The following is a 13,724-nucleotide window of genomic DNA, read 5'->3' as shown; positions in this document are numbered from 1 at the left end:
CCGCGTCGGTGGTGCTACGGGTGGTGGGTCGGTGTGGCGACGAGCGGACCGGTCGGCCCGGCCGCCTCGGCGGCGACCCGGCGTCCCACTCCTTCGAGCACGTGCTTGCCGATCAGGTTCCCGGCCGGCAGTTCGATCGGGTACTCCCCATCGAAGCACGCCCGGCAGAGCCGGCTCTTCGGCTGCTCGGTCGCGGCGATGAGACCGGGCAGCGATACGTAACCGAGCGAGTCGGCGCCGATGGACCGCCGGATGCCCTCGTTGTCGAGCCCGTTCGCGAGCAGTTCGGCGCGGGTGGCGAAGTCGATGCCGTAGAAGCAGGGCCAGCTCACCGGCGGCGAGGAGATCCGGACGTGGACCTCCAGCGCGCCCGCCTCGCGCAGCAGCCGGACGATCGCCCGCTGGGTGGTGCCCCGCACGATCGAGTCGTCCACCACCACCAGGCGCTTGCCGCGTACGTTCTGCCGCAGCGGGTTCAGCTTCAGCCGGACACCGAGCGCGCGCAGCGTCTGCGAGGGCTGGATGAACGTGCGCCCGACGTACGGGTTCTTCATCAGGCCCTGGCCGTAGGTGATGCCTGATTCCTCGGCGTAGCCGATCGCGGCCGGCGTGCCGGACTCCGGCACCGGGATCACCAGGTCGGCCTCGACCGGGTGCTCCTTGGCGAGCTGGCGGCCGATCTGCACCCGCGCGGCGTGCACGTTGCGGCCCGCGATGGTGGCGTCCGGCCGGGCGATGTACACGTACTCGAAGAGACAGCCCTTGGGCTCGGGCGAGGCGAACCGGCTGGAACGCAGCCCGTTCTCGTCGATGGCGATCAGCTCGCCCGGCTCGACCTCGCGGACCACGCTCGCGCCGACGATGTCCAGCGCGGCGGTCTCGCTCGCCACCACCCAGCCGCGTTCGAGCCGGCCGAGCACCAGCGGGCGTACGCCGTGCGCGTCACGCGCCGCGTAGAGGGTCGACTCGTCCATGAAGACGAAGCTGAACGCGCCGCGCAGCTGCGGCAGCACCTCCAGCGCGGCCGCCTCGACCGACAGGTCGGGCCGGCTGGCCAGCAGCATGGTGACCAGCGAGGTGTCGTTCGTCGAGCCGTCGGAGTCGAGCCCTCGCACCGCGGCCTCGCGCTGCAACTCGGCGGTGTTGACCAGGTTGCCGTTGTGCGCCAGCGCGATGGTGGTGCCGGCGCTCGTGGCCCGGATGGTCGGCTGGGCGTTCTCCCAGGTCGAGCCGCCGGTGGTCGAGTAGCGCGCGTGCCCGATCGCGACGTGCCCGCGCAGGCTCGCCAGTGTCGGCTCGTCGAACACCTGGGCGACCAGGCCGAGATCCTTGTAGACCACGACACCGGAGCCGTCGCTCACCGCGATGCCCGCGGCCTCCTGACCGCGGTGCTGGAGGGCGTAGAGCCCGAAGTAGGTGAGGTTCGCGACCTCTTCACCCGGCGCCCAGACGCCGAAGACGCCGCACGCGTCCTGGGGGCCGGGTCGCTGGGGGTCAAGGTCGTGGCTCAGCCGGCCATCGCCTCGGGGCACCTGCCGCTCCCTCGCAGTGGGGTCTGGACTGGCCTGGCGGAGTCAGGGGGGCAGCTCCGCACGCATGGGCCGGGACCGTCGTCGGCTCTCAGTGTACGCGACCAGCAGTCGACACCGACAGTCACGAAGCGTTCGCTCCGGGTGAGAAGAGTTTGCGCTGCTTGACGCCTAAATCGGGAGGTACGGGGAGAGGTCAGCCCGGTTTCCGGAAACCCGGATGCGACCCTCAGTGACCGTTTCCGCCCACCCCTGGCGCCCGGTGGCGACCGCCAGCCAGGTCGGCGGATCCATCTCCACCACGTTCGGCGGCGTGCCGCGGGTGTGTCGTGGACCACTCACGCACTGGACCGCACCGTAGGGTGGTACGCGCACCTCCACCGATCGGCCGGGGGCGCGGTCCGCGAGGGCAGCCAAGAGCGTCCGGACCGCCTCCCGGAGCACCGGCCGTTCGGGCGTACGCCCCTCGTCCAGCGCCACCAGCGCGGCGAGTACCGCTTCGGAATAAGCGTGCGGAGAGGACACGACGGGACGATACGACCCGGCAGAAGGCCGCCTGACGGCGGCCCTGGGTAGAGATGATCCGGTCAGACAAGGCATAGTTGCCGACGGCGTTATTCGTACCGTGAGTGATCAACCTCGGCCTAGCGGCCGGCGGGGAGATCAGACCCGGAAGGCGGTGGACGTGTCAACACACCGACGTGCCTGGAAGCAGCGGGCCGGTGTGGTCGTAGCGCTGGTCTTCGGCGCCCTGCTCACCGTCCCCGCAGCTCCCGCCTTCGCCGCCAACATCATCACGGCGGACAACTCGGTCACGATCGACGCCGGTCGGAGTGGCAGTGTCAACGTGCTCGTCCGCCTCGGCGCGGACGAGACGTCTGCCGACATCGACGTGACCGGCCTGCCAGACGGGGTCACCTGCGGAAATTGCGGTCCTATCGACTTCGGGGGCCAGCAGACGAAGGCAGTGAGTCTCAGCCTGTCGGCAGCCCCCAATGCGCCGGCCGCGAACGGTTCGCAGGCGAGAATCACGGTAACTGGTGACGGCGGCCGTCAACTGCGTGTCACCGTCCGGGCTGCTGCCCCGCCCACGCCGCAGCAGCCGCAGACCGTCAAGACGGTGTCCGGCAAGGTGGTCAACGCCGAGGGCGAGCCGATCTCCGGCGCCCTCGTCATGCTCCGCGACAGCGCGGGCAAGGAACGCCGCGCCAACACCAGCGGCAACGGCAACTTCAGCTTCAGCGGCTCCGAGTCCAACCCGATCGCGCCCGGCCGGATCGACCTCGGCGCCTCCACCGACGGCGCCTCGCCCGTCGCCCGGTCGATCAACGCGAACGCCGGCCAGTCGGTGACCGGCGTCCGGCTCAGCATCCAGGTGAAGGCGTCGGCGAGCCCGAGCGCCACCCCGTCGGCGAGTGAGTCCGCGCCGCCGTCCGAGGAGCCGCTCGACGAGGAGGCGACCGACACCCCGTCGGCCGAGGCGCCCGCCGCGCAGCAGCCGGCCGCGAACGAGGACTCCGGCGGCTTCGGCTCCTGGCTGCTCATCCTGCTCGGCGGCCTCTTCGTCGCCGTCGGCGTGGGCACCATCGTGCTGCTCTACATGCGCCGCAAGAACGAGGGCGACGACGGCGACGGCGACGGTCCGGGTGGGCCGACCGGTCCGGGTGGCCCCGGTGGCGCCGCTGCGGCCGGCGCGATCCCGGCAGCCCGGGGCGCGTACCACGGCACCGACGACCAGACCCGGGTGGTGAACGGCATGGGTGCCGGGCCGTCCGCGACGATGGTCGGCGGCCCCTCGATCAGCGACGCCCCCACCATGCTCCAGCGGCCGGTGGTGGACGATGTCCCGCCGGATCCGTACGGCGCCCCGCCCGGTGCGTCCTACGGCGTCGGCGGTGGCCAGGGCGGCTACGGCTACGGCGACGACGCACCGGGCCAGGGCGGCTACGGCGGCGCAGGTGGCTACGGCAACGCGCCCTCCTCGGGCGGCGGCTACGGCAACGGCCCCTCCTCCGGTGCCGGCTACGGCAACCCGGACTACGCCGCCGGTGCCGCGGCGGCCGGCGCGGCCGGTTACGCGGCCCAGGGCGGCTACGGCAACGAGCGCTTCGACGAGCCCACCGGCCGCTACACCGGTGACAGCAACCAGTACGCGCCGGCGGCCGACCCGTACCCGACCAGCACCTACCAGCCGGAGCAGGACCGCGGCTACGACCAGGCCGGCTCGGCCTCGTACGGCCGTGGCCCGGAGCAGGGCGACGGTTACGGCGCGGGCGGTGGCTACGGCGCCACGCCGGGCGGTTACGACAGCGGCGCGACCGGCGGCTACGACAACGGCCGTCAGCAGGGCGGCTACGGCGAGCCCACAGGCGCCTACGGCAACGCCGCGACCGGCGGGTACGGCGACGCCCCGGCGTACGGCGGCGGCCGGACGGCGGGCGGCTACGGCGACGCACCGACCGGCGGGTACGACAACGCCCCCGCGGGTGGCTACGGCGACGCCCCGGCCGGCGGCTACGACAGCGGCCGCCAGCAGGGCGGGTACGGCGACGCCCCCGCGGGTGGCTACGACAAGGGCGCCGGCGGCTACGGCGACGCCCCGGCCGGCGGCTACGACAGCGGCCGTCAGCCGGGCGGGTACGGCGACGCCCCGGCGGGCGGCTACGGCAACGCCGCCGGCGGTTACGACGGCGGTCACCAGTCCGGTGGCTACGGTCAGCAGGGCGGCGGGTACGGCGACGGCTACGGTCAGGACCCGCAGGGCGGTTACGGCCACCAGCAGGGCGGCTACGGTCAGGAGCCGCCGCAGCAGCGCGGGGGCGGCTACGACAACGCCTACCCCAACGACCCGGCGCAGGCGGGCCGTGCTCGCCCGGACGGGCAGGCGGACCGTGGCGGACGACGCCTCGACTGGCTGGACGACTGACCCGCACCAGATGTGAGAACTGTGGCCGCCCGCGGAAACCGGGCGGCCACAGTCGTCAGCTCGCCGAGATCACCAGGAGCGCGCCCGCGGGACGGGAGCGGAAGCGGTGCTAGGCGGGGGCGAAGTAGCCCTGGCGGAGCACCGGCACCACGTCGGAGACACCGACCTCGGTCGCGACCGCGACGTCCTCGGCGAAGCCGCCCTCGGCGAGTTCCCGCCCGGAGACGCATCCCCGGACCGCCGCCGGCACGTCCGGTGTGCTCGCCAGCGCGGCGAGCGCCATCGCGGCCTCCACCGAGAGCCCGCCGGGCACCCCGGCGAGCGCGTCGAGCACACAGGCCGCACCGAGCTGGTCCTCCACGCACGGCCGGAGTGACCCGTCGGGCCAGCGCTCCCCGGCCGCCACCACGCCCACCGGGGCGTCCTTCGAGCCGTACCCCTCGGCGCGCAGCCAGCGCCCGACGGCGGGTGCGTTTCGCAGGCACGCCGCGACCACCGGCACGCCGGTGGCGCTCGCGGCGGCGCTGATCGCCGAACCGTTCGGCGACGGCAGCACCAGGTCGGCGACGACCGGCGCGGCCCGCAGCGCCGCCGGGGACAGCGACCACGGGTGCTCCGCCGTCATCTTCCGGCGGCCCACAGCGGCCACGGCACCCGCCCGGCGGGCGTAGTCGGCGGCCTGCTCACCCCACGGGAACGGGTGCACCCGCATGCCACGGCTCACCGCCACCTCCACGGCGGTGGTGAACGACAACACGTCCACCACCACCAGGGCGGCACAGACCCGGCCGAGTTCCGCCGCCCCGGTCAGTCCCCAGTCGAACCGGGCACCGGAGCCGGGTTGGGTGAAGACGGCCAAGGCCAGCGCCTCAGCGCTGACCCGGCGCCGGCTCACCGGAAGCCGGACCGTCGGACCCGTCGGCAGCCGCCGACTCGTCCTGGGCCGGAGTTCCGTCGACTGCCGGCGTCGCGTCGGCCGGCATCGCCTCGTCGGACGCCGCAGCGGGCGACTCGGGCTCCGCCTCGGCGGCGGGTGCGGACGCCTCGGCGTCGACCGGCGGGGTGTCCCGGCCGGCCTTGGCGATCGGCTCGGCGTCGACCTCGGCCGGGTCCACGCCGACCGGCTGCTCGGCCGTGGCCGGAAGCACAGTGGTCGTCCCGGTACGGGTCGCCTCCACCTCCACCCGGGCCGCCTCGGCCGCACCGAACAGGCGCGGGAGCGTACCGGTGTGCGCCTCACGCAGCTCGTCCAGGCCGATCCGGAACTGGCCGTGCACCTCCAGCGCGGAGGAGGCCGGGTCGGTGACGCCGACGAACTCCCACGGCACGCCCCGCTCGGCGCAGAGGGCGGTGAACGCCTTCTCGTGGCCGCGCGGCACCGACACCAGCACGCGACCGGCGGACTCGCTGAACAGGAAGACGAACGGCATCGAGCCACCGGCGAAGTGCTCCGGCACCACGACCCGGGCGCCCACGCCGCGGCGCAGGGCCGACTCGACCAGGCTCTGCGCCAGGCCGCCGTCGGACAGGTCGTGCGCGGAACTGAGGTGCCCGACCCGGGCCGCCTCGGCCAGCAGCTCGGCGAGCTGCCGCTCGCGGGCCAGGTCGACCTGCGGCGGGATGCCGCCGAGGTGCTCGTGGGTCACCCAGGCCCACTCCGAGCCGGACAGCTCGACGTGCGTCTCGCCCAGCAGGAACAGCTGGTCGTGGTCGCCGGACGGACGCGGCACGAAGCCCATCGGCACCCGGTCGGCGACGTCGTCGAGCACGCCCAGCACGCCGACCACAGGGGTCGGGTGGATGGCCGCGGCGCCGGTCTGGTTGTAGAAGCTGACGTTGCCGCCGGTCACCGGGATGCCCAGCTCCAGGCAGCCGTCCGCCAGGCCACGCACGGCCTCGGCGAACTGCCACATCACGCCCGGGTCCTCCGGCGAGCCGAAGTTCAGGCAGTTGGTCACCGCGATCGGCTTCGCGCCGGTCACCGCCACGTTCCGGTACGCCTCGGCCAGCGCCAGCTTCGTCCCGTGGTACGGGTCGAGGCGGGCGTACCGGCCGTTGCCGTCGACGGAGAGCGCGACACCGAGGCCGCTGCGCTCGTCGATCCGGATCACGCCGGAGTCCTCCGGCTGGGCGAGCACGGTGTTGCCGAGCACGTACCTGTCGTACTGCTCGGTGACCCAGGTCTTGTCGGCCAGGTTCGGCGACGCGATCATGCGCAGCACGGTCTCCCGGAGCGCCTCCGGGGTGCTCGGCCGGGGCAGCGTCTCGGCGCGGTCGGCCTGGAGCAGGATCAGGTCGGCCGGCTCGCGCATCGGCCGGGCGTACACCGGGCCGTCGTCGACGAGCGAGCCCGGCGGCACGTCCACCACGAGCTGGTCGCGCCAGGTGACGACCAGCCGGCCCGGCCGGCCGTCCGCCGACGGCGCGGTGACCTCGCCGATGGCGGTGGCCCAGACGCCCCACTTCTCGGCGGTCTTGAGCACCGCGTCGAGCTTGTCCGGCGAGACGACGAGCAGCATCCGCTCCTGGGACTCGCTGGCCAGGATCTCGTGCGGCTCCATCGAGGGCTCGCGCAGCGGCACGCGCTCCAGCCAGACCCGCATGCCGGTGCCGGCGGAGGCGGCGGTCTCGGTGAGTGCGCAGGTCAGGCCGGCGCCGCCGAGGTCCTGGATGCCGACGACCAGCTCGGCGTCGTACAGCTCCAGGCACGCCTCGATGAGCAGCTTCTCCATGAAGGGGTCGCCGACCTGCACGGACGGGCGGCGCTGCTCGCTGCCCTCGTCGAAGGTGGCGCTGGCGAGCACCGACACGCCGCCGATGCCGTCGCGGCCGGTCTTGGCGCCCATCAGCACCACGATGTTGCCGGGGCCGGTGGCGTCCTTCTTCTGGAGCCGGTCGACCGGCAGCACGCCCAGGCAGAGCGCGTTGACCAGCGGGTTGCCCTGGTAGCAGGGGTCGAAGACGACCTCGCCGCCGATGTTGGGCAGACCGAGGCAGTTGCCGTAGCCGCCGACGCCGGCAACCACGCCGGGCAGCACGCGGGCGGTGTCCGGGTGGTCGGCCGCGCCGAAGCGCAGCGGGTCCATCACGGCGACCGGGCGGGCGCCCATGGCGAGGATGTCGCGGACGATGCCGCCGACGCCGGTCGCCGCGCCCTGGTACGGCTCGACGAAGCTCGGGTGGTTGTGCGACTCGACCTTGAAGGTCACCGCCAGATCGTCGGAGACCTGGACGACGCCGGCGTTCTCGCCGATGCCGGCGAGCAGCCGGTCACTCGGCGGCGCCTTCTCGCCGAACTGGCGCAGGTGCACCTTGCTCGACTTGTAGGAGCAGTGCTCGCTCCACATGATCGAGTACATGGCCAGCTCGGCCTGGGTGGGCCGGCGGCCGAGGATGTGCCGGATCCGGTCGTACTCGTCGTCGCGGAGGCCCAGCTCAGCGTACGGCTGAAGCTCCTCCGGCGAGTCGGCGGCCCGGGGAACGGTGTCCACGCCCAGCGCCCAGTCGTCGGTCGGGCCGGCCTGCGGCACCACGCCCTGCGGCTCGCGCAGGGCCGGGTCCGGATGGGTGGTCATGACGTCTCCTTGCTGCGCTCGCCGCCGGTGCGGCGGGTGGGCCGACCGATGTTCCCGGCCACCATCACGCCGGCGCTCCCACCAGATGCTTGAGCACCGAGGTGAAGAAGCCGAGGCCGTCCAGGGAGGGGCCGGTGAGCGCCTCCACCGCGTGCTCGGGGTGCGGCATGATGCCGACGACGTTGCCGGCCTCGTTGGTGATCGCGGCGATGTCGCGCTGCGATCCGTTGGGGTTGCCGCCGACGTAGCGGGCGACGACGCGGCCCTCGCCCTCCAGCCGATCGAGCGTCGCGGGGTCGGCGACGTAGCAGCCCTCGCCGTTCTTGACCGGGATGAGCACCTCCTGGCCCGGCTGGAACGTGTTCGTCCAGGCGGTGCCGGTGCTCTCGATCCGCAGGACCTGGTCCCGGTTGCGGAAGTGCAGGTGCTGGTTGCGGGTGAGCGCGCCGGGCAGCAGGTGCGCCTCGCAGAGGATCTGGAAGCCGTTGCAGATGCCGAGCACCGGCAGGCCACCACGCGCGGCCTGGACGATCGTCTCCATCACCGGGGCGAACCGGGCGATGGCGCCGCAGCGCAGGTAGTCGCCGTAGGAGAAGCCACCGGGCAGGACGACCGCGTCCACGCCGTGCAGGTCCGGGTCGCCGTGCCAGAGCCGGACCGCCTCGGCGCCGGCGATCCGTACGGCCCGGGCCGCGTCCCCGTCGTCGAGGGAGCCGGGGAAGGTGACCACACCGACCCGGGCGGTCACGACTGCGCGCCCGCGGTCTCGTCGGCGGTGACCACGCGGACGGTGAAGTCCTCGATTACCGGGTTGGCCAGCAGCTTGTCGGCGATCTCCCGGGCCCGGTCCAGGTCCGGTTCGCCGGTGAACTCGATCTCGATCCGCCTGCCGATCCGAACCGAGGCGACGTCACTGACGCCGAGGCGGGGCAGCGCGTTTGCGACGGCCTGGCCCTGCGGATCGAGGATCTCGGGCTTGAGCATGACGTCGACTACGACGCGAGGCACGGGGCACTCCTGACTGTGTACGCAGTTGGGTGCCGGCCCAACAATCGGGCGAGCGCAGCCAGCCTACCTGGCAGATACCGCCCGGCCCGCACCGGCCGGGGGCAGTTCCGGCACCGATCGGCCCCGTCGGCGGCGCCGGACGGGCACCGTTGCCCGTTCGTTGCGGCGTCGATGCGAATTCGTTGCGCTCCGTGCTCGTAGGTGCCCCTCGGCAACACCTCCCAGCAGGCATTCTGCCGCGAAACACCCCACCTTGGACCGGTATCCGACAGCAGGCCCGCACGGCGCGCGGCGCGCGTCACGCCATCGGCGCGATTCGATCCGCATCTTGTGACAGAGGGCGGCGCGGCCGTAGCATGCATCGTCAGATGTCGATGAGTTAGATCGACGTCCCTCGCCGGCCCACCCCATCCGGCGGGTGTCACCCCCTGCCCGGCACCCCCGGGCGTCCGCGCAGAAGGAGCCCCGACATGCGCCTCCGTCCCCTGCTCGCCGTGCTGACCACCGCGCTGGCCGGCGTCCTGGCCACCGCCTCCGGTGCCACCGCCGCGCCGGCCGGCCCCCAGCCGATCATCGGCGGCGGCACCGTCTCGTCCGCGCCGTGGGCCGCGGCCGTCTTCAGCAACGGCTCGTTCACCTGCTCCGGCAGCGTGATCGCGCCCCAGTGGGTGCTCACCGCCCGGCACTGCGTCAGCGGCACCATGTCCGTGCGGGTCGGCAGCGTCTACTACGCCTCGGGCGGCGTGACCCGCACCGTGAGCGCCTCGTACACCCGCTACGACCTGGCCCTGCTGCGCCTGTCCAGCACGGTCAGCACCTCCGCCGTGTCGCTGGCCACCAGCAACCCGCCGGTCGGCTCCACCAACACCATCTACGGCTGGGGCATGACCTGCTACAGCGGCTGCGGCGCGTCGCCCCAGCTCAAGACCGCCACCGTTCAGGTGACCAGCACCAGCGTCACCGACGCGTACGGCGGCCAGGCGATCCGGAGCACCCGGGTCAACGGCAACGCGTGGCGGGGCGACTCGGGCGGCCCGCAGTTCTACAACGGCCGGCAGGTCGGCGTCGCCTCCACCGCCGACGGCTCCAGCATCCAGAACTACGGCAGTGTCGCGTACAACCGGTCCTGGATCACCTCGACGGCCGGTGTCTGACGGTTGATGCCGATGCGGCGCGGATCGGCCGGGTGCGACCCGGCCGTCCGCGCCGCGCCGTTTTTCAGCATCCGATCAGCTGAACACGGCTCGCGAACCACCCGGCCGGGGACTGACAGCATCGGAAGCGTGCTGGTCGTGACGACGGATCAACTGCCCGGCTACGAGATCCGCCAGATCCTCGGCGAAGTGGTCTCCTCGATGGCGAGGACCCGCAACCCGTACCGCGAGGGGGTCAAGAACCTGCGCGGTGGCGCCTACGACCCGTTGGCGCCGGACAACCTGACGCGGTGGCGTACCGACTCGGTGGCCCGCCTCGGCGAGGAGGCGCGCCGCCTGGGCGCGAACGCGGTGATCGGCATGCGCTTCGACAGCCGCGACTGCGGCGAGATGTGGATGGAGATCTGCGCGTACGGCACAGCGGTGATCGTCGCGCCGAAGATGCCGGACGTCATGCCGCCGGACCAGCCGGCGATCGCGGCCGAGACCGCCCACGACCCGGAGATCGCCACCGCGCCCGGCGGCATCGCCGAACCCGCGAGCGCCCCCAACCTGAGTTCCGCAGCCGAGACCCCCACCGGCCCGTGACCCACCCGTTTACGGCGTCGATCATGAAGTTGACGGCAGGAATGATCTCCCTGAGTGCCGTCAACTTCATGATCGACCCGGCAAAGGTCAGAGGATGGGGGGCGGGGAGTAGGTGGCGGCCTGGGGGTGGGCTTCCACGATCTTGGTGATTCTGGCGGTCACGCGGTTGACCTGGTCGGCGGCGGCGCCCACGAAGGCGTTGCGGTCGGCCACCAGGGTGTCGATCTCGGCCCGGGTCAGGCCCAGCCGGCCGTCCGTGGCGAGCCGGTCGAACAGGTCGTTCTCGGTCGCGCCCTTCTCCCGCATGGCCAGCGCCACGGCGACCGCGTGCTCCTTGATCACCTCGTGCGCGACTTCCCGGCCCACACCCTGGCGTACGGCCGCCACCAGGATCTTCGTGGTGGCCAGGAACGGCAGGAAGCGCTCCAGCTCCCGGTTGATCACCGCCGGGTACGGGCCGAACTCGTCCAGCACGGTGAGGAACGTCTGGAACAGTCCGTCGGCGGCGAAGAACGCGTCAGGCAGCGCGACCCGGCGCACCACCGAGCAGGAGACGTCGCCCTCGTTCCACTGGTCGCCGGCCAGCTCGCCGACCATCGACAGGTAACCCCGGATGATCACCGCGAACCCGTTCACCCGCTCCGACGAGCGCGTGTTCATCTTGTGCGGCATCGCGCTGGAACCGACCTGGCCCGGCTTGAAGCCCTCGGTGACCAGTTCCTGACCGACCATCAGCCGGATCGTGGTCGCCAGCGACGACGGCGCGGCGGCCACCTGGGCCAGCGCGGAGAGCACGTCGAAGTCCAGCGAGCGCGGGTAGACCTGGCCGACGCTGTCCAGCACCCGGCTGAACCCCAGGTGCCCGGCCACCCGCTGCTCCAGCTCGGCCACCTTGCCGGCGTCGCCGTCGAACAGGTCGAGCTGGTCGGCGGCGGTGCCCACCGGCCCCTTGATCCCGCGCAGCGGGTAGCGGCCGATCAGGTCCTCCAGCCGCTCGTACGCGATCAGCAACTCCTCCGCCGCCGACGCGAAACGCTTGCCCAGCGTGGTGGCCTGCGCGGCGACGTTGTGCGACCGGCCGGTCATCACCAGCGCGGAGTACTCGCCCGCGTGCCAGCCCAGCCGGGCCAGCGTGGCGACCACCCGGTCCCGGATCAGCTCCAGCGAGGCCCGGATCTGGAGCTGCTCGACGTTCTCGGTGAGGTCACGAGAGGTCATCCCCTTGTGCACGTGCTCGTGCCCGGCGAGCGCGCTGAACTCCTCGATCCGGGCCTTCACGTCGTGCCGGGTGACCCGCTCGCGGGCCGCGATCGAGGCCAGGTCGACCTGGTCGACCACCCGCTCGTACGCCTCGACCACCCCGTCCGGCACCGGCACACCGAGATCACGCTGGGCCTTGAGCACCGCCAGCCAGAGCCGGCGCTCCATCCGGACCTTCTCCTCCGGTGACCAGAGGGCGACCAGTTCGGGCGAGGCGTACCGGTTGGCGAGCACGTTCGGGATCGTCGTCACGTACCTCAGTCTTTCACGACGCCCGGGCCGGCCCCGGCGACGCCGGTCCCCGGTCCGGCCTGTGGGCAGGCCGGACCGGGACGCCCTCAGCCCAGCCGGATCTCCGGGTCCAGCGCGACAGCGGCCATCTCCTCGACGGTCATCAGGTGCCGGTCGGTGGACGAATGCGTCTGCACCGTCACGTGGGTGCCGTCGGCCCGCTGGACGGTCACGGAACGCAGGACCGTCCGTTCGGTCACCGGCCCGACCAGGCGCCTGCCCTCGAAGTCGCTGGCCACCACCAGCTCACCCTCGGGGCCGGTGAAGGACCGGCACTTGACCCGGCCGGGAGTGCACTCGCCCGGACCAGGCGTGTGGCCGGGGCGCATCCTGCCCACGTCGATGTTCAGGTACGACCGGACCTCGCCCCGAGCGGCGACACCCACCGCGAACCACCCGGTCATGGACTCCCACTGGAACGGCTTCACCGTCCACGGCGGCGTTTCGGTGACCGGGCCGTCCCAGGTCTTGTGGTCGCCGGTCGACCCGCCCTGCACCCACCGCAGGTCCGGCGCCTCCCGGTTGAACGCGGCCTGGAACGCCGCCTGCAGGCGCTCCGGCTCGGACCGGGCGGTGGCCGACGCGGCCGGGCGGGTGGGCGCCGGGCCGCCGGACGCACCCGGCTGCACGACCACGCCGACGCCGAGCGCCAGCGCCAGCACCGCCGTCGCCGAGGCGTACGCCCCCACCCGTCGCCGCCGACGCCGCCCCTCCCGCGCCACCAGGCCGTCCACGTCCACCGCCGTCGGCGGCGCGTCGCCGATCGCCTCGTCGAAGATCTGCCGGTACGTCATCTCTGCCTCCCGCTCTCCACTGCCGAATGTGGCGAGGCGAGCAGCCGCAGCGTCTCCAGCGCACGGGCGGCCTGACTCTTCACGGTTCCGGTGCTGACGCCGAGGATCTTCGCGGTCTCCTCGACCGACAGGTCGCAGTAGAAGCGGAGCACCACGACCGCCCGTCGCCTCGGCGCGAGCCGGCCCAGCATCTCCAGCAGCATCTCCCGCTCACCGACCGACGGCTCCCCGGCTGCCAGGTCCGCCCGGTCCGGCACCTCGTCGGTGCTCCGCTCCCGCCGCCACGGCCGGCGCCGCTCGTCCAGCCACGCGTTGGTGAGCATCCCCCGGACGTACGCGTCGAGGTTGTCCGCGCCGAGCGCCCGCCGCCAGTTGCGGTAGAGCTTGCTCAACGTGATCGACACCAGGTCGTCCGCCGTGTGCCAGTCCCGGCACAGCAGGTACGCCGTCCGGCGCAGCGGCTCCAGCCGGGCGGTCACGTAGTCGCGGAACTCCTCGTCGCGCCCGGTCACGGGGTGCCGCTCCTCGTTCGCCTCATGCCCAGGGGACGGAACGAGCCGGCACGCGGGTTGCCCGCCCGGCCGACGAACCGGGCGGGC

12 protein-coding genes are annotated in these 13,724 nt (G+C 72.9%); 3 read left to right on the top strand and 9 right to left on the bottom strand.

Features of this window, described 5'->3' with window-relative positions; all coding sequences use genetic code 11:
- Positions 1-14: 14 nt before the first annotated feature.
- Positions 15-1,532, bottom strand: a complete 1,518-nt coding sequence (gene purF, locus GA0070562_RS01895; protein WP_091414138.1) for an amidophosphoribosyltransferase — start codon at positions 1,530-1,532, stop codon at positions 15-17.
- 168 nt (positions 1,533-1,700) lie between these two features.
- Entirely contained in the window at positions 1,701-2,054 is a 354-nt protein-coding gene (locus GA0070562_RS01890) for a sterol carrier family protein (protein ID WP_091414136.1), read from the bottom strand.
- 160 nt (positions 2,055-2,214) lie between these two features.
- On the opposite strand from GA0070562_RS01890, the gene GA0070562_RS01885 reads away from it, so the two are divergent.
- Positions 2,215-4,455, top strand: a complete 2,241-nt coding sequence (locus tag GA0070562_RS01885; protein WP_091416031.1) for a carboxypeptidase-like regulatory domain-containing protein — start codon at positions 2,215-2,217, stop codon at positions 4,453-4,455.
- Between the two features lie 109 nt (positions 4,456-4,564).
- Here GA0070562_RS01885 and GA0070562_RS01880 read toward each other — a convergent pair whose 3' ends face one another.
- The 4 genes from GA0070562_RS01880 to purS all read right to left on the bottom strand — a co-directional run bounded on the left by GA0070562_RS01880 (position 4,565) and on the right by purS (position 9,038).
- Complete coding sequence (locus tag GA0070562_RS01880) at positions 4,565-5,314, bottom strand: 2-phosphosulfolactate phosphatase (protein WP_091416028.1); 750 nt, start codon at positions 5,312-5,314, stop codon at positions 4,565-4,567.
- A 10-nt stretch (positions 5,315-5,324) separates the two neighbouring features.
- Positions 5,325-8,030, bottom strand: coding sequence for a phosphoribosylformylglycinamidine synthase subunit PurL (purL, locus tag GA0070562_RS01875; protein ID WP_091414134.1), 2,706 nt, complete (start codon positions 8,028-8,030; stop codon positions 5,325-5,327).
- Between the two features lie 64 nt (positions 8,031-8,094).
- Positions 8,095-8,778, bottom strand: coding sequence for a phosphoribosylformylglycinamidine synthase subunit PurQ (gene purQ / locus GA0070562_RS01870; RefSeq protein WP_091414132.1), 684 nt, complete (start codon positions 8,776-8,778; stop codon positions 8,095-8,097).
- Positions 8,775-9,038 carry a phosphoribosylformylglycinamidine synthase subunit PurS gene (gene purS / locus GA0070562_RS01865; protein ID WP_013473439.1) on the bottom strand — a complete coding sequence of 88 codons (264 nt, stop codon included), beginning with the start codon at positions 9,036-9,038 and terminating at the stop codon, positions 8,775-8,777. Before purS ends, purQ begins: the two co-directional genes overlap by 4 nt.
- 470 nt (positions 9,039-9,508) lie before the next feature.
- On the opposite strand from purS, the gene GA0070562_RS01860 reads away from it, so the two are divergent.
- The gene (locus GA0070562_RS01860) at positions 9,509-10,192 is read left to right on the top strand and encodes a S1 family peptidase (protein WP_091414130.1); all 684 of its coding nucleotides are present in this window, start codon (positions 9,509-9,511) and stop codon (positions 10,190-10,192) included.
- Positions 10,193-10,204: 12 nt separating this feature from the next.
- Entirely contained in the window at positions 10,205-10,780 is a 576-nt protein-coding gene (locus tag GA0070562_RS01855; RefSeq protein ID WP_175438590.1) for a YbjQ family protein, read from the top strand.
- 87 nt (positions 10,781-10,867) lie between these two features.
- Here GA0070562_RS01855 and purB read toward each other — a convergent pair whose 3' ends face one another.
- From purB to GA0070562_RS01840, 3 genes are all read right to left on the bottom strand, one after another.
- Positions 10,868-12,292 carry an adenylosuccinate lyase gene (gene purB / locus GA0070562_RS01850; protein ID WP_091414128.1) on the bottom strand — a complete coding sequence of 475 codons (1,425 nt, stop codon included), beginning with the start codon at positions 12,290-12,292 and terminating at the stop codon, positions 10,868-10,870.
- Positions 12,293-12,378: 86 nt separating this feature from the next.
- Positions 12,379-13,125 (bottom strand): hypothetical protein, encoded by a 747-nt coding sequence (locus GA0070562_RS01845; RefSeq protein ID WP_091414125.1) that lies wholly within the window; start codon positions 13,123-13,125, stop codon positions 12,379-12,381.
- Positions 13,122-13,637: a SigE family RNA polymerase sigma factor gene (locus GA0070562_RS01840; protein WP_091414123.1), complete on the bottom strand. Its 516-nt coding sequence runs from the start codon at positions 13,635-13,637 to the stop codon at positions 13,122-13,124. The genes GA0070562_RS01845 and GA0070562_RS01840 overlap by 4 nt, the downstream gene beginning before the upstream one ends.
- Positions 13,638-13,724 lie beyond the last annotated feature (87 nt).

Source organism: Micromonospora tulbaghiae, assembly GCF_900091605.1.
In the GTDB taxonomy this organism is placed as follows: Bacteria; Actinomycetota; Actinomycetes; order Mycobacteriales; family Micromonosporaceae; genus Micromonospora; species Micromonospora tulbaghiae.
The sequence above is the reverse complement of the archived record's forward strand: the minus strand, read 5'-3'. Positions and strand labels throughout refer to the sequence as shown.